The organism is Variovorax sp. Root318D1 (assembly GCF_001424835.1).
GTDB lineage: Bacteria > Pseudomonadota > Gammaproteobacteria > Burkholderiales > Burkholderiaceae_C > Variovorax.
Genome location: NZ_LMCQ01000019.1, coordinates 117,947 through 137,270, shown reverse-complemented (window position 1 = coordinate 137,270; position 19,324 = coordinate 117,947). Strand labels below are relative to the sequence as shown.

The window sequence follows — 19,324 nt, the reverse complement described above, 5'->3', positions numbered from 1 at the left end:
GTCTCAGCGGCCAGCCTCATCCCAGGATGAGGAGGCGCGCAGCAGGCGGTCGAGGTCGCGCTTGGCGCGGCTGGCGCCCTTGGCGTCCATGCCGGCCGGAAAACGCATCATCCAGTTGCCCATGGGGTCGACCACAAACAGGTGCTCGGCCAGTCCATGTCCAGGGACAGGCGCGAGCCACTTGGCGAGCTGCTCGGCAGGCACGCGCAACACCGTGGCCCCATGCAAGCCATTGTCCAGCCGCGGGGGAACGGGCGCCGCGTCACTCACGAGCCAGACCCGATCGATCCGGTCTTTCTCACGGCCGAGGCTTTCGCGCAGCTGGCGCTGCAGATAAAGCTGCTGCTCGCAGAGCGCATTGCAGGCCGCATCAGCCACCGCGACCAGCAGCCATTGGCCCTTGAGCGTAGCGAAATCGACTGGCGCGCCGCTGCGATCGGTCGCGGTGAGTGCCGGCATCACGCGCTGCGGATCGATGAGTTCGCCGTAGACGCTGCGGCCTTCGGGGCGGATCACGTAGTAGGTGAAGTAAGACGCGATGACCGGCGCGGCGCACATCAGCATCACGGCGATCATCTTCCAGCGCCCAACGACCGTACGTCGGCCCTCGGCGCCGTCGAGGGCCTGGTTGGGCGACGGCATCGAATGCACCGTCAGGCCCAGCGGCTCGTCAGAAGCTGCTTGCATGAGGTGCGCGGCGCCTCGAGCGGCGGAAGGGGGCGATGAGTTGAAACCAGACATAGAGGATTACCACGAGGGCCGAGAGCCCGAACCACTGGAACGCATAGCCGTAGTGCTTCTCCAGACCCAGAGCGGGGGCCGGCCAGTCGCGCTGCAACCCCTCGGAAGCGGGGCCGATCTGCTGCAGCGACACATCGGTGCGCAGCGGCAGCTTGGTTTCGGCGCGAAACGCTTCCAGGTCGAGATTCTGCCGGATGGGCGAAGACCCCGCGGATTCCGGTGCCGAGGCGGCCGGCGCCGGCTTGCCGAGTTCGAACAAATGGCCGGGCGGCGGCTCGATCAGGCCGGTGACTTCGACGATGCCGGGCGGGGTGTCGAGCGCGGCCAGCTGCGTGCGGTCATTGAAATTGCGCTGTACCCAGCCGCGCTGCACCATCACGGCCTGGTCGCTGCCTTCCAGCGCAAACGGAGTCAGCACGTAGAAGCCCGGTACGCCGTGCATCTGCCGGTTATCCAGGTAAACCGTTTGCGGTGTGAGCCAGAGGCCGCGCAACCGCACGGGCCGATGCAGCTCGCCGGCCGGCGCTTCGAGCGCAAGGAATTCGGCCGGCGCGAGCGGTGGCTTTTGCTTCTGCGAATCGATCTCGGCCTGAAGCGCCTCTTTTTGCGCCGCGCGTGAAAGCTGCCAGCGGCCGAGCGACACCGTGGCGCATACAGTGAGCACGGCGGCCAGCGTGACCAGCAGGAAACGACCTCGCTTCGGCCTTGCCCCGGCGGGCTGAAAAGGCTCTGGCGTCACTGGAGCGGATGTGGCGTGCGGCCGATAATCGGGGTCATGAAATATCTTGTCGCCCTGGCTTTCGTGGGCATCTTCGCGAGCCTTGCCTTCGCGCTCTTCTACATGCTGAAAGACGGGCGCAACGGACGCGCCAAGAGCGGCGGCATGGCGCGCGCGCTCACCTTTCGGATCGGCATCTCGGTGGTTTTGTTCCTCTGCATGCTGCTGGCCTGGAAATTCGGCTACATCCAGCCCACCGGGCTCCCGGTCGGCAAGTAGATGGTGCTCGTTCCACGAGAACCATGAAAAAGGCGCCTTTCGGCGCCTTTTTGTTTGCATGCCGCGGGGTTCGCTCAAAGCCAGTAAACCAGCGTGTAAAGACCGAGCCACACCACATCGACGAAGTGCCAGTACCACGCCGCGCCCTCGAAGCCGAAATGGCGCTCCGGCGTGAAGTGGCCCTTCTGCAGGCGCAGCGTGATGAACAGCAGCATCAGCATGCCGATGAACACATGCAGGCCGTGGAAGCCGGTCAGCATGAAGAAGGTCGAGCCGTAGGCGCCGGAGCTGAGCTTGAGGTTCAGATCGGTGTACAGGTGATGGTATTCGTAGCCCTGCACGCCGAGGAAGATCACGCCAAGCAGCACGGTGAGCCACATGAAGCGGATCGTCTGCGCACGATGGCCGGCACGCAGCGCGTGGTGGGCAATGGTGAGCGTGACGCCCGAGCTCAGCAAGAGCGCGGTGTTGATCGTGGGCAGCCAGAACGGACCGACGGTCTGGAACGGCTCGACGATGTCGGCCGGCGAACCGGTGACGCCAGCGGCAAGGCTGGGCCAGACGGCCTTGAAGTCGGGCCAGAGCAGCGCGTTCTCGAGGCTGCCGAGCGCCGGCAGCGAATGCGTGCGGGTCCACCACAGCGCGGTGAAGAACGCGCCGAAGAACATCACTTCGGAGAAGATGAACCAGCTCATGCTCCAGCGGAACGAGAGGTCGATCTTGTGGCCATACTGCCCGCTTTCGCTCTCGCCGATGGCCGTGCGGAACCACACGAACAGCGTGGCGAGCCATATGACCATGCCAAGCAGCAAGGACCATGCGCCCCACTGGTGGCCATTGATCCATTGGCCCGCGCCCAGAATCACGAAGAACAGGCCGATGGCGGACAGGACCGGGTAGGCCGATGGTCCCGGCACGAAGTAGTAGGGCGTGGTGCCGTGGGTGGTTGAACTCATATCAGCTCCTGGCTTTCTTTCTTCTCTCGATTCGATGGGTTCTGGATGTCTAGTGCCGCGTGGCTCATGCGCCGTGCGCAACCACGTAGCGCACCAGCAGCACCAGGCCGACGATGAAAACGATGACCGCGGCAAAAGCCACCACGATGATGTGCAGCGGATTCAGCTTTGCCAGGTCGTCCTGGTAGGCGCTCTTCTTGCGCACTCCGAAGAACGACCAGCAGACGGCCTTCACCGTTTCCCACAACGTGGCTTTGGGCGGTGTGTTCGGGGCGGTCACGAACGGGGCTCATGCGCAGCATTCGAAACGGCGGCCACCGGGGCCGCGGGCGTCTTGCCGCCCACCTCGAAGAAGGTGTACGACAGCGTGATCGTCTTCACGTCCTTGGAAATCTTGGGGTCGATCACGAACGCGACCGGCCACTGCTTCCTCTCGCCCGGATCGAGCGTGTACTGGTTGAAGCAGAAACACTCGAGCTTGTTGAAATACGGCGCGGCCTGCTGCGGCGCATAGCTTGGAATGGCCTGCGCTGCCATGCGACGGTTCTGCACGTTCTGGAACTCGTACATCACGGTGTTGAGCTGCCCCGGGTGCACCTGCATCGTCCGCTCGGCGGGCTTGAAGTCCCAGAGGCCGCCGCGTACGTTGGCGTCGAACTCGACCGTGATGGTGCGCGTGGTGTCGACCTGCGTGTTGTCCGGCACGCGCACGTTCTTGCCGCCGCTCGCACCGCCCGGCACCTCGAGCTCGTTGAGCGCGAGGATGTTGATACCGGTCATCTCGCAGATGGCGCGATAGAGCGGCACCAGGGCATAGCCGAACGCGAACATGCCGAAGGCCACCACGGCCAACTTGCCGACCATGCGGACATTGGCGCGCTTGATGCGTTGAGCGAGGCTCATGCGGGCGGCTCCTTTGGCTGCTGCTTCAGCGTCCGCCGAACCAGATCATGCGGACCAGGAATCCGAGAAAGAACAGCACGGCGATGGAGGCCAGCGTGAGCCCCATGCGTCGGTTGTTCTTTCGTTGTTCGGGTGTGGTCATGTCGTCATGCGGGCCGGCGGCCTGGCTGTGTTCAGCCGATCACCTTGGTGGCGGTCGGATCGAGCCTGGGCGGGTTCTCGAAGGTGTGGAAAGGCGCCGGCGACGGCACTTCCCACTCGAGGCCTTCAGCGGCTTCCCATGGCTTTTGCGGCGCCTTCTCGCCCTTGCCGAGCATGTTCGGCAGCACGATGAAGAAGAAGAAATAGACCTGTGCGAGACCGAAGGCGAAGGCACCGACCGACGCCACGGCGTTGAAGTCGGCAAACTGCATCGGGTAGTCGGCATAGCGGCGCGGCATGCCGGCCAGGCCCAGGAAGTGCATCGGGAAGAAGGTGACGTTGAACGAGATCAGCGACCACCAGAAGTGGAGCTTGCCGCGCGCTTCGCTGTACATCACGCCGGTCCACTTGGGCGCCCAGTAGTAGTAGCCCGCGAACATGGCATAAAGCGAGCCGGCCACCAGCACATAGTGGAAGTGGGCCACCACGTAATAGGTGTCCTGCAGCTGGATGTCGATGGGGGCAATGGCCAGGATGAGGCCGGTGAAGCCGCCCATCGTGAACACGAAGATGAAGCCGACCGCAAACAGCATCGGGGTCTCGAAGGTCATCGAGCCCTGCCACATGGTTGCGATCCAGTTGAAGATCTTCACGGCCGTGGGCACCGCGATCAGCATGGTCGCGTACATGAAGAACAGCTGGCCCGTGACTGGCATGCCAGTCGTGAACATGTGGTGCGCCCAGACGATGAACGACAGGATCGCGATCGACGAGGTGGCGTACACCATGGAGGCGTAGCCGAACAACCGCTTGCGCGAGAACGCCGGCACGATCTGGCTGACGATGCCGAAGGCCGGCAAGATCATGATGTAGACCTCGGGGTGGCCGAAGAACCAGAAGATGTGCTGGTACATCACCGGGTCGCCGCCGCCGGCGGGGTTGAAGAAGCTGGTGCCAAAGTGGCGATCGGTCAGCGTCATGGTGATCGCGCCTGCGAGCACGGGCATCACGGCGATCAGCAGGTAGGCCGTGATGAGCCAGGTCCAGCAGAACATCGGCATCTTCATCAGCGTCATGCCGGGAGCGCGCATGTTCAGGATGGTGACGATGATGTTGATCGAGCCCATGATCGACGAGGCGCCCATGATGTGCATCGCGAAAATGCCGGCGTCCATCGAGGGGCCCATCTGCAGCGTGAGCGGCGCGTAGAGCGTCCAGCCCGCGGCCGGAGCGCCGCCGGGCATGAAGAACGAACCCACGAGCATCAGCGCCGCCGGGATCAGCAGCCAGAAGCTGAAGTTGTTCATGCGCGCGAACGCCATGTCGGACGCGCCGATCTGCAGCGGGATCATCCAGTTCGCGAAGCCCACGAACGCCGGCATGATGGCGCCGAACACCATGATCAGGCCGTGCATGGTGGTGAACTGGTTGAACAGCTCAGGGTTCACCAGTTGCAGGCCGGGCTGAAACAGCTCGGCGCGGATCATCAGCGCGAGCACGCCGCCCACCATCAGCATCGTGAAGCTGAACAGCAGGTAAAGCGTGCCGATGTCCTTGTGGTTGGTGGCGAACACCCAGCGGCGCCAGCCGGTGGGCGCTGCGTGGTGCTCGTCGTGTGCGTGGCCGTCGTGGGCGTGACCGTGGGGGTCGAGGACTGCACTCATTTCGTTGTTCCTTGCAATTTCGTCGTCGCGGGGCGCTTGGGCTGGATCTTCGCGATCACTTGCCGCGCAAGGCCAGAACTTCGGCCGGCTGCACCAGCTGGCCCGTCTTGTTCGACCAGCTGTTCTTGGTATAGGTGGCAACGGCCGCGAGGTCGGTGTCGCTCAGCTGCTTCCAGGAGGGCATGGCGCCATTGTTCTGGCCGTTGAGCAGCACCAGCAGCTGCACCTTGTGGTCCGGATCGACTACCTTGGGATTGGCATCGAGCGCCTTGATCGGGCCTGCACCCTTGCCGTTGGCCTGGTGGCAGGCCGCGCAGTTGGCGGCATAGACCTTCTCGCCGCGCGTCAGCATGTCGGGCAGGGCCCAGACCTTGCCCGGATCGTCGAGCTTGGCCGCGGCTTCCTTGCGCTTGCCATCGACCCAGGCCGTGTAGTCGGCGGCCGAGACCACCTTCACGTGGATCGGCATGTAGGCGTGTTCCTTGCCGCAGAGTTCCTGGCACTGGCCGTAGTAGTCGCCCACGGTTTCGGCGCGAAACCAGGTGTCGCGCACGAAGCCGGGAATCGCATCCTGCTTGATGCCCAGTTGCGGCACGGCGAACGCGTGGATCACGTCGTTCGCGGTGGTGATGATGCGGACCTTCTTCTGGACCGGCACGACCAGCGGGTTGTCGACCTTGAAGAGGTAGTCGTCGGGCATCGCGCCCTTGGCGCCGGCGTCGGACATGGCGCGCTGCGAGCTGTCGAGCGTGGAGATGAAGGCCAGGCCCTCACCTTCGCCGTTCAGGTAGTCGTAGCCCCACTTCCACTGGTAGCCGGTGGTCTTGATGGTGAGGTCGGCGTTGGTGGTGTCCTTCTGGGCCACCAGCACCTTGGTGGCGGGCAGCGCCATCGCAATCACGATGATGAAGGGCACGATGGTCCAGATGACCTCGACCACCACCGATTCATGGAAGTTGGCCGCCTTGTGGCCGACCGACTTGCGGTGCTTCCAGATCGAATAGAACATGACCGCGAACACGGCAACGAAGATGACCGTGCACAGGATCATCATCACCGTGTGCAGGAAGTGCTGTTCCTGCGCGATCTTGGTAACACCAAGCGGGAGGTTCAGCTGGCGCACCGAGGGGCCGCCGGGCAGATCGTTGACTGCGTGCGCCGCGCCGCTGAAAGCCGCGCCGGCCGCCAGCAACAGATTCGCCGGCCTGTACTTGTTGCGCCAAATGCTCTTCATCGTGTTCACGTTTCTCAATTTTTTCAACAAACCCAACCGTGCAGCGCCGCGTGAGCCCTCAGGCGCCACGCAACGCCATGCGAATCTCGCGCGCCAGTGCGGCTCGCAACTCCGGGCGTACATAGCGCCCCACCCTGACCGATCGACCCTGACCCGAGACCTCGATCAGCGAGCGATCGCCGGCCTGAGGTTCGATCCGCACCTGGTGCGGCAGAAATTCCGTGCGCTCGTAGTCCCCACCGTTCTCGAGCTCCACCACCAGCCGTCCGCCCTGCAGCGCGATCTTTTCGCCATCGGTCGCGTGCCGTGCGTACAGCATGAACACGAAACCCACCGCGGCCAGTTCGAGCCAGGCAAAAGGCAGCACCAGCGGCGCGCCGAGTTGCCAGAACACCGTACCGATGCCGAGCGATGCCACGCACAGCGAGGCGTAGAGCCAGCCCAGCTGGCTCGGCGTCACCGAGCAGTTCCGCTTCAGGAACCATTGGATGCTCTGGCCTGAAACGGTGGCAAAACGAAACACGGAATTCGACACGGGCGAGTTCAGCAAATCGGTGCGTCGACGACCGGCCAATCTTTGTCTCCACAGGATCGGACAGCCCTCGTTCGCGGAACAATACCCGCGAGTTTCACGCAACGGCGGATTGTAGCGGGTAGACACAGGCGCCCGGCCATCGGATGCGCAGCTTGCGCCCCCCCCCCGTTCATCCTCCGGGCCGGCCGCGCTGCAGCATCGAGCGCATCTCGCGCAGCGACACCGCGCTCTCGGCCGAAAGCGCCACGCGCGGCGCCGGCTTGAAGGCATGCCCATAGATGACTTCGAAGGTCAGCGCGATGCGCCCGCCGCCCTCTTCGGCCGGCGCCAGCTCGGGCAGCGCCTGCTTCAGCGCCCGGTGCCATGCCTTGCCGCGCAGCGCCGGAAAACGCGCCGGATGCAGGTTGCGGCCCAGCGTGCGCAGCTCGGCCAGCGCCGCCTCGGGCGTCGCCCAGGTAAGCACGATGCGTTCCATGTCCATCACGGGCTCGGCAAAGCCGGCATGCACCAGCATGTCGCCCCAGTCGTGCATGTCGGTGTATTCATGGCCCGCGGCCGGCCAACCCAGACGGGCGTGCAGCGCCCGCAGCTGGCGGACGGTGTCGGGGCCGAGGCACGAGAACATCAGGAACCCGTCGGTCGCCACCAGCCGGTGCCAGCGGGCGATGAGCGCCTCGGGGTCGGCCGCCATGTGCAGCGACATGTTGGCCCAGAGCAGGTCCACGCCGTCTTCGGGCGGCGCATCGAAGCGCGCCTTGCCGCCCTGCCAGCGGCGCGCGCTCCACCAGGGCGCGGCCAGCGCCTCGCCGGTCGCGGCGGCGAGAGCCGGTTCGGACTCGATCACGAAGCAGTCGGCCTCGCGATAGCGCTTGGCCACGAGTTCGTGCGCCTCGAGCCCGCCACGCAGGGGCGCCCAATCGGCCCAGGTGCGGGGCTGCGCCTTGATCCATTGAAGCCGGTCCTCCATGCGGCGGCCGATTTCCTCGTGCAGCCAGGGCGAGCCGGCGGTGGGCGCGAGCCGGCTCCAGCGTGCAGCCGCCGTGGGATCGATGGTCGGCGGTCTTCTTGCGGGGTCGGTGGCCATGGGGCCGTGAGTATATTGAGCCCATGTTCAGCCGTTGGGCCGCCCGGCCTTTGACCTCTCTTCTTGCACGGCTGCCCAGCCAGTGCGAGGTGTGCCGCGCCTGGCCGTCGCGGCGCGTTTGCGACGCCTGCGTGGCCCGCTTTGCGCCGCCCGCCGCGCGCTGCGGCAGCTGCGCCCTGCCGGTTCCCGAGGGCGTCGTGCGCTGCGGCGAGTGCGTGGGCGACCCACCGCCGCTCGACGCCTGCCTGGCGGCGTGCGCCTATGCGTGGCCGTGGCCTGATTGCATCGCCCAGTTCAAGTTCCGCGGCGAGGCCGGCTGGGCCGGACCCCTGGCGACGCTGATGCGCAGCGTGCCCTGGGTGGAACCGGCGCTGGAGCAGTGCGACAGCGTGCTGCCGATGCCGATGGCGCCCGCCCGGCTGCGCGAGCGCGGCTTCAACCAGGCGCTGGAACTGGCGCGCCGGCTCGCACCCGGCAAGACCGACGCCACGCTGCTCTTGCGCACCCGCGACACACCGGCGCAGATCGGCCTCGCGCGCGCCGAGCGCCTCCGCAACCTGCGCGGTGCCTTCGCGGTGGAGCCACTGCGCGCCAGCCAGCTCCAGGGCCGGCGCATCGTGCTGGTCGACGACGTGATGACCACGGGCGCCTCGCTGTTCTCGGCGGCGGCGGCGCTGCGGCTGGCCGGCGCGGCCCACATCACGGCCGTCGTGTTCGCGCGGACCGGGCCGCCGCATTGAGCGCGCGCGCCGCCGCGACAATCGGCCCATGTTCCATATCGTCCTGGTCCACCCCGAAATCCCGCCGAACACAGGCAATGTGATCCGTCTTGCGGCCAACACCGGCTGCGCGCTGCACCTGGTCGAACCCCTGGGCTTCTCGATGGACGATCGCCTGCTGCGCCGCGCCGGGCTCGACTATCACGAATACGCCGAGGTCAAGCGCCATGCCAGCTGGCAAGCCCTGCTCGACACCGAACAACCGCTCGCTGAGCGCATGTTCGCGCTCACCACGCGCGGCACCCGCGCCGTGCACGACGTGCGCTTCCAGCCCGGCGACTGGCTGGTATTCGGCTCGGAAACCAGCGGCCTGCCGCCCGCGGTGCGCGACACCTTCGCCGAGCCCCAGCGCCTCAGGCTGCCGATGCGCGAGGGGCAGCGCAGCCTGAATCTTTCGAACGCGGTGGCGGTGACCGTCTTCGAGGCCTGGCGGCAGAACGGGTTCGGCTGAGCGGCTGCGTTCCTGCGCCGCGATCAACAACGAATTTCAGCGGTAGCGGCGCACCACCGACTCAGCCACGCAGGCGGGCTTGGCGGCGCCCTCGAGCTCGATCGTGGCTTCCCAGGTCATCTGCAGGCCGTCGTCAGCAATCGGCTCCGCCGTGAGCAGCTTCATGCGCGCGCGGAGGCGCTTTCCCACCGGCACGGGTGACATGAAGCGCACCCGGTTCAGCCCGTAGTTCACGCCCATGCGCGACTCGGCCACCTCGAACGCGGACTCGTAGAAGCGCGGCAGCAGCGACAGCGTCAGGAAGCCGTGCGCGATCGGGCCGCCGAAGGGGCCGGCCTTGGCGCGCTCGACGTCGACGTGGATCCACTGGTGGTCGCCCGTGGCCTCGGCGAACTGGTTCACCTGCTCTTGCGTGACGGTGATCCAGTCGCTCACGGCAACTTCCTGGCCGACGCAGGCGGCAAGATCCTGAAGGGTCTGGAATGTCTTTTTGGTCATGCGGGGCACTCTAGCGCCAAGCTTGCCGGGCCGTCTGTCGGCATCGCGACACGCCCGTGGAGCTTGGCACGGCGGCACCGGGTGTGCGCAGCCCTGGCAAGGGCCGATCTTGCGCTATGTTCGCGGCATGACGACAACAACATCCGCCGCCGACACGGCCGGCATCTACGTGCTCGCGGCGCATCCGCACTGGCGCGATTCCCGCGTCAACCGGCAGTTGCTAGCGGCCGCGCGCTCGGTGCCGGGCGTCGAGGTGAACGACCTGTACGGCAGCTATCCCGACTTCTCGATCGACGTCGAGGCCGAGCAGGCCCGGCTGGCCCAGGCCAGCCTCGTGGTGCTGCTGCACCCTATCCAGTGGTATTCGGCACCGCCGCTGCAAAAGCTCTGGTTCGACGACGTGCTCAGCTACGGCTGGGCCTATGGCCGCGGGGGCACTGCGCTGCAGGGCAAGGACTGCTGGCTGGTGGCCACCACGGGTGGTCCCGAGCCCAGTTACCACCCGCAAAGCTACAACCGCTACTTTTTCGACGCCTTCCTGCCGCCGTATGAGCAGACCGCCGCGCTCTGCGGCATGCGCTTTCTCCCGCCGCTGGTGTTCCACGGCGCGCGCAGCGCAAGCGACGCCGAGGTGGCGGCGCACGTCGAGGTTTTTGCCCAGCGGCTCGGCAGCTATCCCCAGTGGCCGGAACTCGAAGAGCTCGACGTCTGCGTAGCCTGCCCGGTTCCCGAAACCGACCGCCCGGCCGAGGCCGACGACATGGACAAGGCGGCCTCCGCCGCTTCCCTGTACTCCGCGACGGCCCGAGGCCTCTCTTCCATGTCCGCCGCCAACGAAGAAAACAACAACAACAACGAAAAAGGCACCGCCTGAGCATGGAACACGCACCCGCCTGGCTGACCAGCAGCCTGATTTACCTGGGGGCCGCCGTCCTGGTGGTGCCGCTGTCCAAGGCCCTGGGCCTCGGCTCCATCATCGGCTACCTCGTGGCCGGCATCGCCATCGGCCCGTGGGGTCTCGGCCTCGTTTCCAGCGTGGAAGACGTGCTGCACTTTGCCGAGTTCGGCGTGGTGCTGATGCTGTTCCTCGTAGGCCTCGAACTCGAACCCAAGCGCCTGTGGAACCTGCGCCGGCCCATCTTCGGCTGGGGCGCGGCGCAGGTGCTCTGCTGCGCCGCAGTGCTGTTTGCCGTCGGCTGGGCCGCGGGTGCCGAATGGCGCGTGGCGCTGGTGGCGGCCCTCGGCCTCGCGCTCTCATCCACGGCCATCGCACTGCAGGTGTTCGGCGAACGCAACCTGCTCAGGACGCCGAGCGGCCAGGCGGGCTTTTCAATCCTGCTGTTCCAGGACGTGGCGGCCATTCCCATCCTTGCGCTGCTGCCGCTGCTGGCGGGTGCAACGGCGGCCGAACAGTCGCTCAGCGGGCTCGACCGCACGCTGGAAGGGCTGAAGATCGTCGGCGTGATCGCCGGCATCATCCTCGGCGGCCGGCTTGCCTTGCGGCCGCTGCTGCGCTGGATTGCGCGCAGCGATACGCCCGAGATCTTCACCGCCGCCTCGCTGCTGCTGGTGGTCGCCATCGCGGCGCTGATGCAGTTCGTAGGCCTCTCGATGGCGCTCGGCGCCTTCCTTGCCGGCGTGCTGCTGGCGGAAAGCGAATACCGGCGCGAACTCGAGACCGACATCGAGCCCTTCAAGGGCCTGCTGCTGGGCCTGTTCTTCATCGCCGTGGGCATGTCGATCAACTTCGGCGTGCTGATCGCGAGCCCCTGGCTGATGGCAGCACTGGTGGTCGGCTTCATGGTCGTCAAGCTGGCCGTGATCTACACGCTGGCCAAGGCCATGGGCCTCGCCTACCAGGAGCGGCCCGTGTTCACGCTGCTGCTGGCACAGGGCGGCGAGTTCGCGTTCGTGGTGTTCCAGGCCGCCGGGCCCGATGTGCTGCCGCCCGAGATCACCTCGCTCTTGATCGGCGCGGTGGCGCTGTCGATGCTGCTGTCGCCGCTCTTGCTGGTGCTGCTCGACAAGTTCGTGCTGCCGCGCTACAGCCGCAACAACGGCACGCAACTGGAAGAAATTTCCGAGCAGCAGGACGCCAAGGTGCTGATCTGCGGCTTCGGCCGCTACGGCCAGATCGTCGGCCGCATGCTGATGTCGCAGGGGCTTCGTGTCACGGTGCTCGACCATGACGCCGACACAGTCGAAGGCCTGCGGCAGTTCGGCTTTCGCGTGTTCTATGGCGACGCGACCCGGCTTGATTTGCTGCGCACCGCCGGCGCCGGCACGGCCAAGGCCATCGTGGTGGCGGTGGACGACATCGAGCAGTCGCTGGAGATCGTCGATCTTGTGAAGGAGCACTTTCCGCAGGCGCGCATCATCGCCCGGGCCCGCAACGTAACCCACCTCTTCCAGTTGCGCGACCGCGGCGTGACGGAGGTCGAGCGCGAGGTGTTTGAATCGTCGCTGCGCAGCGCCCGCTCCACGCTCGAGGCCCTGGGCTGGCCGGCGCACGAAGCGCGTGAATCGGCGCTGCGATTCCGCCGCCGGAACATCAAACTCAGCGACGAGATCTATCCGCACTACAAAGACCGCGCCAAGCTCATTGCCGCCAACAAGGCGGGGCGCCAGCAATTCGAGGAACAGATGGCGCGCGAACGTGCGCTGCGCAAGGAACGCTCTGGGCGGGGGTGGGAAGAGGAAGTGGCGGAAAAAGAGGCCTGACCGTGTAGCTTGTCTCGAATTGCGCAAGTAGTCTCCAGGTCAGAGATTTGGCGCTCGCATCGCCGCATACCATCTTCTTGCGCTAGCGTTCTTCAGCGACTTCAGGGAGCCTAAAAATGGGCGATTTCAGAAACCAGGCCGACCAGAGCCTGCCGCCGCGCTATGGCAATTCACCCGGTGCCGACTACTTCGGCGGGGCCAGCCAGCTCTACGCCGCCCAGGGCAGCCGGCCCGATCTGTACGGCACCATCCTGCCCAACGGCGAACGGGTCTACAACCTCGATGCCCAGGTGGCGGCGCACTACACCATCCACAAACGGCTCTCCGACCCGCAGGTGCCGCGCACGTCGGGCGCCAATTCCTACGCGGACACCATCGCCCATCGCCACGACATCGAATGCTGGTATGCCGCCGACCAGCGCGACCGCATGCTGCAAGGCCACAAAGAATTCGAACGCCCCGGACGCCCCGGCGAATACCGCACCTGGGTCGAACTGAGCGGCTGGGAGCAAAACACCCGCACCACCGCACTGGCCGCGAATGCCAAGTACCACAACATCCGCACCCAGGCCGAAATCGAATTCCTGCACGGCCTGCAAGACTGGAAGCCCGAAGGCGCCGCCGCCCAATACTTCAAAGACAAAGGCGTGGTCGGGTTTGAAGCCCTCACGGGCAGCTACCCCACAGCCGCCCGCGAGCGCATGCTAGGCGAAATGCCCGCACTGCGCGACAAAGGGGGCGGCGTGGACTTCAACCCCCTCTCCATGGTGGGTCATGCGGTGGGGGCCACGGGCCTCAAACGCACCGAGTTCGAACGGTTCTCCACCCTGCCACTGAGCGACCGCGAGCGCGACTTTTTTCACCCCAGCATCGACAGCATCAAACACCAGGGTGCGCCGGTGTGGGAGCCGAACCCGGACCACCCTGCCAACCAGGCGGGCGCCATGGCGCATGGCCGCTTCAAGCTCGGCTATACCGATGCACAAGGTCAGAAGGTCGACAAGGTGCTCGACCTGGACCAGGGCCGGCGCTTCACCACCACGGTCAGCGACCACAGCACCGGCCAGATCCTGCGCACCGAAACCAAAACGCCGACGGGGCCGCTCATTGCCCAGAACTACTTCACACCCAGCTACGCCGTCGTAACGCGCGATGGGCAAGGGCAGGTTGTCAGCCAAAGCTCGCTGCCCGAGGGCAAGAATGACCATCCGCGGGTGGATGGCAGCCCCTTGTATCAGGAGGCGCTCAGGGATTTGGAGGCAAAGTATCTGGAGATCAAAAACCGTCCCGAACCTGAGCGTCGGGCCGTCATCGATGACGTGGTAGCCGACATCGATGCCCAACGTATGCAAGCCCAGCAGCACTACCTCGCCAAAGACCATCCGCTGCATGTGACTCCGACGCCGCACCCGCACGACAAGCCAGCGCAGCAGCAAGCACAGCCAATCCAGGCACTGCCCCCGGCCGTCGAGCCAAAGACCACGACAACACCTGCTGCCGCACAAGATCAGCCGCTGGCCGCCTCCATTACCCCCAAAAGCTCCGTTGGCGACAGGTTCAATGCGCTAGCCGATGCCATCAAGCGAGGGGACGACAAAGCCTATGACCGGGTGATTGAGGCGCACCAGGCTTCGCCCGAATGGCAGAAGTTTCAGCAGCAAAGCATGGAGTACGAACAAGCCCAGATCGCGCAGCAGCAACGCGAACGCGAGCAGCAACTTGCCGCCCAGCGGCTGGAAGAAGCGCAGCAGCCGCAACAGCGCGGGCCGGCGATGGGTCGATAGAGAGGCATGCAATGAAGAACACTTTGCACAAATGGATTGCCGCCGCACTGGCGGCGCTGACGCTGGCGGGCTGCGCCATGGTGGGATACGGTGAATGCTTCAGCCGCTGTGGGGGCAATATTGCCGAGTATTCGTACTATGGGGCGCCGGCCGATCCGACGCGTGGGGCGCTGTGGGGTGAGTCAATTGTTTGGAACCAAACCAAAAAGTACACCATTTTGGGCTTTGTCACGCTGGATCGCATTGGCGAGCCGCCGGGCGCGAGCAAGGTCGATGCAAAAGCTTATGTGCCCGACCTGAGCGCGCAGCAGGCCCGGGGCAGCGCCTGGTTCAGCACCACGTTTGGCTATGACTACATTGATCCAGCCACCTTACAGTCAAAAGAAGGGCGCATCCCCCTTATACCCCCCCCCATACCACCCGGCATCTACAGGTCGACCGTCCAAGCCAGCGTAGTGAGGGACGTCTTCTTCAAGCAATTCCCCTTTCACGCCCCCCCCACAAGCACCACCATCGTGGTCGAAGCGGGCAAATGGTCCGTCCTCTCGGGCAAGGTGAACGTGGACGAAAGCACCGAACCGATGACCGTTACCTTCGACGTCGGGCAATCGGGCCAGGATGCGATGCCCCGGGTAAGAAAACGAGACTACTCCATCTTCACCCCTGCCTTCGTGATTGCCGACCCCTTGCCCGCATCGGCATCGTTCAAGACACTCGCACCATGACCCCCGAACAACTGCAAGAGCTGGCGCTGAATCTATCGAGCGTGACCCAGCACCTGCGTCGACAGAATGAAGGCGCCACGGCGCAGATTGCGCAGGCCAGCCAGCAGCTCGACCGAAGCGCTTCGCGTTTGTCGTCGGATGTCAACGCTGCGCATCAACAGGGGCAAAAGAGCATGCAGCGCGAGGTGACGAACGCGGAGCAGTTCTTGCAGAAGGCGCAGAGCCAGCTGCTGACGGCCCAGAAGGCATGGCTGTGGAAGGTCTCGCTAGCGCTGCTTGCGATGGCCGTGCTGGTGGTGGGTGGCAGCAGCTATTGGGTGCGGCGCAATGCACAGGCGCTGCAGGAGATCGACTACAACCGCCAGGTCCTCGGCGCCATCGCTGCGGGCGACCTGAACCTGTGCAACCAGCGCCTGTGCGCCAAGGTGGCGCCGAAGGCCGAGAAGTTTGGCGATGGCTATGTGGTGATCGGCAATCGCTAGACACAAGCACCTCAGGCCGCGGGCTTGTCGAGCCCCAGCAGCCGCACCGCGTTGCCCTTCAAAATGCCCGGCATCACCTCGGGCTTGAACCCGGCCGCCTCGAAGTCCTTCATCCAGCGGTCGGGCGTGATCAGCGGGTAGTCGCTGCCGAACAGGATGCGGTCCTTCAGCAGCGTGTTGGCGTACTGCACCAGCTGCTTCGGAAAATACTTGGGACTCCAGCCCGACAGGTCGATCCACACGTTGGGCTTGTGGGTGGCCACGCTCAGCGCCTCGTCCTGCCAGGGAAAGCTGGGGTGCGCCATCACGATCTGCATGTCGGGAAAGTCGATGGCCACGTCGTCCAGGTGCATCGGGTTGCTGTATTCCAGCCTGAGGCCGCCGCCGCAGCGCATGCCCGAGCCGATGCCGCTGTGGCCCGTATGGAAGATGGCCGGCAGCTTGTACTCGGCGATAACGTCGTAGATGGGCCAGGCCATCTTGTCGTAGGGGTGGTAGCCCTGCACGGTAGGGTGGAACTTGAAGCCCTTCACGCCGTGCTCCTCGATGAGCCGGCGCGCCTCGCGGGCGCCCATTTTTCCCTTGTGCGGGTCGATGCTCGCGAAGGCGATCATCATGTCGCTGTTCTTCTGCGCGGCTTCGGCAATTTCCTCGTTGGGAATGCGCCGGCGGCCCATGTTCGATTCGGCGTCGACCATGAACATGACCAGGCCAATCTTGCGTTCGCGGTAGTAGGCGACGCTCTCGGCAATGGTCGGCCGGCCGCTCGAGCCGAAGTATTTGTCGGCGGCGCGGTCGTATTCCTCGCCGTAGTTGTCGAACGGGTTCCAGCAGCTCACTTCGGCGTGGGTGTGGATGTCGATCGCAATCAGGTTCTGGTGGTCCATGTCGTTGTCTCCAGTACGGGTAAATCCCTAGGAATTGAGGCGTCCAAGCGTCTTGAATTGATTATTTATCATAACCATAATCCAACTCACACACGAATGCAATCATGACCAATCCTGATCTCCATCTCGACATCCGCGACGAAGTTGCCATCGTTCGCCTGACGCGCGGCGCCAAGCGCAACGCGCTTTCGGACAGCCTCGTCCTCGCGCTGCGCAACACTTTCGAGACTCTGCCTTCCACGGTACGCGCCGCGGTGCTAGACGGCGAAGGCCCGCATTTCTGCGCCGGCCTCGACCTGAGCGAGCTGAAAGAGCGCGACGCGGGCCAGGGTATGCAGCATTCGCGGCTGTGGCACAGCGCGCTCGATTTGATCCAGCACGGCCCGGTGCCGGTGATCGCGGCGCTGCACGGCGCGGTGGTCGGCGGCGGCCTCGAGCTGGCAAGCGCCTGCCACATCCGCGTGGCCGACCGCAGCACCTTCTACGCGCTGCCCGAAGGCTCGCGCGGCATCTTCGTGGGCGGCGGCGGCTCGGTGCGCATTCCCAAGCTGATCGGCGTGGCCCGCATGACCGACATGATGATGACCGGCCGCGTCTACAACGCCGAAGACGGCGAGCGCGCCAACTTCGCGCAGTACCTGGTCGACGAAGGCACGGCTTTCGACAAGGCCTTCGAGCTTGCGAAGCGCATCGCCACAAACGCGCCGCTCACCAACTACGCACTGATGCACGCGCTGCCGCGCATTGCCGAGCAGTCGGCCGACCACGGCTTCTTCACCGAGGCGCTCATCTCCGGCATCGTGCAGGCCGCGCCCGAAGCCAAGGAGCGCGTGCGCGATTTCCTCGAAGGCCGCGGCGCGAAGGTGAGCAAAGGATGACCACGATCCGATACCGTCCGCTGGCGTTCGGCGTCACGCGCGCCGTGCTGCGCGACGGCGCGCCGGGCACGCAGTACCTGCGGGCCGAAACACGGCTGGCGCCCTACCGCGACCGCATGACCGACCGCCTGGCCCACTGGGCCGAAGCGGCACCCGACCGCACCTTCATCGCCCGCCGCGAACAGCTGGCCGACGGCAGTACCGGCGACTGGCAGCGCGTGAGCTACGCCGAAGCGCTGCAGAAGGCGCGCAGCATCGGCCAGGCCCTGCTCGATCGCGGCCTGGATGCGGAGCGCCCGGTCGCGATCCTCAGCGAGAACGGTATCGAACACGCGCTGATGGCGCTCGGCTGCCTGTATGCCGGCGTGCCCTACTGCCCCGTGTCGCCGCCCTACTCGGTGGTGAGCCAGGACTTCGAAAAACTGCGCCACGTGCTGGACACGCTCACGCCCGGCCTGGTGTTTGCCGCCGACGCCGCGCGCTTCGGCCGCGCCATCGCCGCGGCGGTGCCTGCGGACACCGAAGTCGTGATCGCCGAAGGCACGATCGAAGGCCGCGCCGCCACGCCGTTCGATGCGCTGGCCGCCACGCCCGCAACGCCCGCCATCGATGCGGCGATGCGCGCCACCGGCCCCGACACCATCACCAAGTTTCTCTTCACCTCGGGCTCCACCAAGATGCCCAAGGCGGTGATCAACACGCACCGCATGTGGTGCGCCAACCAGCAGCAACTGCGCCAGTCGATTCCCGCGCTGGGCGAGGAGCCGCCGGTGCTGGTCGACTGGCTGCCCTGGAACCACACCTTCGGCGGCAACCACAACGTGGGCATCGTGCTGGACAACGGCGGCACGCTCTACATCGACGACGGCAAGCCCACGCCGGGCGGCATGGCCGAGACCCTGCGCAACCTGCGCGAGATCGCACCCACCATCTACTTCAACGTGCCCACCGGCTTCGAAGCCATTGCGCACGCCATGGAAACCGACGCAGTACTGCGCCGCAACCTGCTGTCTCGCGTGAAGATGTTCTTCTACTCGGGCGCCGCGCTGTCGCAGCCCGTGTGGGACAGCCTGCACAAGACGCAGGAGGCCGAGATCGGCGAACGCATCGTCATGGGCACCGGCCTGGGCATGACCGAGTCCGGCCCCTTCGCGCTCTATGTCACCGGGCCCGAGGTCAAGTCGGGCGACGTGGGCCTGCCCGCGGCCGGCATCGAGCTCAAGCTGATCGAGGTCGACGGCAAGACCGAGGTGCGCTACCGCGGCCCCAACATCACGCCCGGCTACTGGCGTGCACCCGAGGCCACGGCCGAGGCCTTCGACGAAGAGGGCTTCTTCTCCACCGGCGATGCGGTGAAGTGGATCGACGACAACAACATCCACCGCGGCCTACGCTTCGACGGCCGCATTGCCGAAGACTTCAAGCTCGCCACCGGCACCTTCGTGAGCGTGGGTCCGCTGCGCGCGAAGATCATCGCGGCCGGCGCGCCCTATGTGCAGGACGCGGTGCTGACCGGCATCAACCTGAAGGAGGTCGGCGCGCTGGTCTTCCCGACGCAGAAGGTGCGGCAGCTGGCCGGCCTGCCCGCCGATGCAACGATGCAGCAGGTGCTCGAAAGCGCGCCGGTACAGGCGCACTTCCAGCAGGTGGCCAACGAACTGGCGGCCATGGGCACCGGCAGCGCCAACCGCATCGCGCGGCTGCACCTGATGGCCGAGCCGCCCTCCATCGACAAGGGCGAAGTGACTGACAAGGGCTCCATCAACCAGCGCGCCGTGCTCAAGCATCGCGCCGAGGTCGTCGGGGCGCTGCATGCCGACACCCTGCCCTTCACCCTGAAGCCCCGCTGATTCATCCAGGAGAC

At 65.7% G+C, this 19,324-nt stretch carries 22 protein-coding genes; 10 read left to right on the top strand and 12 right to left on the bottom strand.

What is annotated here, in order from left to right; genetic code table 11:
* Positions 1-3: 3 nt before the first annotated feature.
* A complete protein-coding gene (locus ASC78_RS14945; protein WP_055802662.1) occupies positions 4-687 on the bottom strand; it encodes a hypothetical protein in 684 nt (227 codons plus the stop codon).
* Positions 671-1,480, bottom strand: coding sequence for an SURF1 family protein (locus ASC78_RS14940; protein WP_055802660.1), 810 nt, complete (start codon positions 1,478-1,480; stop codon positions 671-673). The genes ASC78_RS14945 and ASC78_RS14940 overlap by 17 nt, the downstream gene beginning before the upstream one ends.
* 36 nt (positions 1,481-1,516) lie before the next feature.
* Between ASC78_RS14940 and ASC78_RS14935 the strand changes: the two genes are divergently transcribed.
* The gene (locus ASC78_RS14935; protein ID WP_055802658.1) at positions 1,517-1,738 is read left to right on the top strand and encodes a twin transmembrane helix small protein; all 222 of its coding nucleotides are present in this window, start codon (positions 1,517-1,519) and stop codon (positions 1,736-1,738) included.
* 74 nt (positions 1,739-1,812) lie between these two features.
* On the opposite strand, the gene ASC78_RS14930 is transcribed toward ASC78_RS14935, so the two are convergent.
* The 8 genes from ASC78_RS14930 to ASC78_RS14900 all read right to left on the bottom strand — a co-directional run bounded on the left by ASC78_RS14930 (position 1,813) and on the right by ASC78_RS14900 (position 8,255).
* Positions 1,813-2,694 carry a cytochrome c oxidase subunit 3 gene (locus tag ASC78_RS14930; RefSeq protein WP_055802656.1) on the bottom strand — a complete coding sequence of 294 codons (882 nt, stop codon included), beginning with the start codon at positions 2,692-2,694 and terminating at the stop codon, positions 1,813-1,815.
* Positions 2,695-2,758: 64 nt separating this feature from the next.
* Complete coding sequence (locus tag ASC78_RS14925) at positions 2,759-2,974, bottom strand: DUF2970 domain-containing protein (RefSeq protein WP_055802654.1); 216 nt, start codon at positions 2,972-2,974, stop codon at positions 2,759-2,761.
* Entirely contained in the window at positions 2,971-3,597 is a 627-nt protein-coding gene (locus ASC78_RS14920; RefSeq protein WP_055802653.1) for a cytochrome c oxidase assembly protein, read from the bottom strand. The genes ASC78_RS14925 and ASC78_RS14920 overlap by 4 nt, the downstream gene beginning before the upstream one ends.
* A 25-nt stretch (positions 3,598-3,622) precedes the next feature.
* Positions 3,623-3,739: a cytochrome oxidase small assembly protein gene (locus ASC78_RS28020; protein ID WP_235505100.1), complete on the bottom strand. Its 117-nt coding sequence runs from the start codon at positions 3,737-3,739 to the stop codon at positions 3,623-3,625.
* Positions 3,740-3,770: 31 nt separating this feature from the next.
* Positions 3,771-5,402 (bottom strand): cytochrome c oxidase subunit I, encoded by a 1,632-nt coding sequence (gene ctaD, locus ASC78_RS14915; protein WP_055802652.1) that lies wholly within the window; start codon positions 5,400-5,402, stop codon positions 3,771-3,773.
* 55 nt (positions 5,403-5,457) lie between these two features.
* Complete coding sequence (gene coxB / locus ASC78_RS14910) at positions 5,458-6,636, bottom strand: cytochrome c oxidase subunit II (RefSeq protein ID WP_055802650.1); 1,179 nt, start codon at positions 6,634-6,636, stop codon at positions 5,458-5,460.
* A gap of 58 nt (positions 6,637-6,694) precedes the next feature.
* Positions 6,695-7,171 carry a DUF2244 domain-containing protein gene (locus ASC78_RS14905; protein WP_055803385.1) on the bottom strand — a complete coding sequence of 159 codons (477 nt, stop codon included), beginning with the start codon at positions 7,169-7,171 and terminating at the stop codon, positions 6,695-6,697.
* A gap of 169 nt (positions 7,172-7,340) precedes the next feature.
* Positions 7,341-8,255 (bottom strand): class I SAM-dependent methyltransferase, encoded by a 915-nt coding sequence (locus tag ASC78_RS14900; RefSeq protein ID WP_055802648.1) that lies wholly within the window; start codon positions 8,253-8,255, stop codon positions 7,341-7,343.
* 23 nt (positions 8,256-8,278) lie between these two features.
* Between ASC78_RS14900 and ASC78_RS14895 the strand changes: the two genes are divergently transcribed.
* Together ASC78_RS14895 and trmL are read left to right on the top strand one after the other, a co-directional pair.
* Entirely contained in the window at positions 8,279-8,995 is a 717-nt protein-coding gene (locus ASC78_RS14895; RefSeq protein ID WP_055802646.1) for a ComF family protein, read from the top strand.
* Positions 8,996-9,023: 28 nt separating this feature from the next.
* A complete protein-coding gene (gene trmL, locus ASC78_RS14890) occupies positions 9,024-9,485 on the top strand; it encodes a tRNA (uridine(34)/cytosine(34)/5-carboxymethylaminomethyluridine(34)-2'-O)-methyltransferase TrmL (protein WP_055802644.1) in 462 nt (153 codons plus the stop codon).
* A gap of 36 nt (positions 9,486-9,521) precedes the next feature.
* Here trmL and ASC78_RS14885 read toward each other — a convergent pair whose 3' ends face one another.
* Positions 9,522-9,983: a MaoC family dehydratase gene (locus ASC78_RS14885; protein WP_175543249.1), complete on the bottom strand. Its 462-nt coding sequence runs from the start codon at positions 9,981-9,983 to the stop codon at positions 9,522-9,524.
* A gap of 127 nt (positions 9,984-10,110) precedes the next feature.
* On the opposite strand from ASC78_RS14885, the gene kefF reads away from it, so the two are divergent.
* From kefF to ASC78_RS14860, 5 genes are all read left to right on the top strand, one after another.
* The gene (gene kefF, locus ASC78_RS14880) at positions 10,111-10,857 is read left to right on the top strand and encodes a glutathione-regulated potassium-efflux system oxidoreductase KefF (protein WP_055802640.1); all 747 of its coding nucleotides are present in this window, start codon (positions 10,111-10,113) and stop codon (positions 10,855-10,857) included.
* Positions 10,858-10,859: 2 nt separating this feature from the next.
* Positions 10,860-12,704: a glutathione-regulated potassium-efflux system protein KefC gene (gene kefC, locus ASC78_RS14875; protein ID WP_055802638.1), complete on the top strand. Its 1,845-nt coding sequence runs from the start codon at positions 10,860-10,862 to the stop codon at positions 12,702-12,704.
* Between the two features lie 116 nt (positions 12,705-12,820).
* A complete protein-coding gene (locus ASC78_RS14870) occupies positions 12,821-14,488 on the top strand; it encodes a hypothetical protein (RefSeq protein ID WP_055802636.1) in 1,668 nt (555 codons plus the stop codon).
* 11 nt (positions 14,489-14,499) lie between these two features.
* The gene (locus ASC78_RS14865; RefSeq protein ID WP_055802633.1) at positions 14,500-15,213 is read left to right on the top strand and encodes a hypothetical protein; all 714 of its coding nucleotides are present in this window, start codon (positions 14,500-14,502) and stop codon (positions 15,211-15,213) included.
* Positions 15,210-15,695: a hypothetical protein gene (locus ASC78_RS14860; protein ID WP_055802631.1), complete on the top strand. Its 486-nt coding sequence runs from the start codon at positions 15,210-15,212 to the stop codon at positions 15,693-15,695. Before ASC78_RS14865 ends, ASC78_RS14860 begins: the two co-directional genes overlap by 4 nt.
* An 11-nt stretch (positions 15,696-15,706) precedes the next feature.
* On the opposite strand, the gene ASC78_RS14855 is transcribed toward ASC78_RS14860, so the two are convergent.
* A complete protein-coding gene (locus ASC78_RS14855; RefSeq protein ID WP_055802629.1) occupies positions 15,707-16,582 on the bottom strand; it encodes an amidohydrolase family protein in 876 nt (291 codons plus the stop codon).
* Positions 16,583-16,686: 104 nt separating this feature from the next.
* On the opposite strand from ASC78_RS14855, the gene ASC78_RS14850 reads away from it, so the two are divergent.
* A complete protein-coding gene (locus tag ASC78_RS14850) occupies positions 16,687-17,460 on the top strand; it encodes a crotonase/enoyl-CoA hydratase family protein (RefSeq protein ID WP_055802627.1) in 774 nt (257 codons plus the stop codon).
* Positions 17,457-19,310 (top strand): feruloyl-CoA synthase, encoded by a 1,854-nt coding sequence (locus tag ASC78_RS14845; protein WP_055802625.1) that lies wholly within the window; start codon positions 17,457-17,459, stop codon positions 19,308-19,310. Before ASC78_RS14850 ends, ASC78_RS14845 begins: the two co-directional genes overlap by 4 nt.
* Positions 19,311-19,324: the final 14 nt, after the last annotated feature.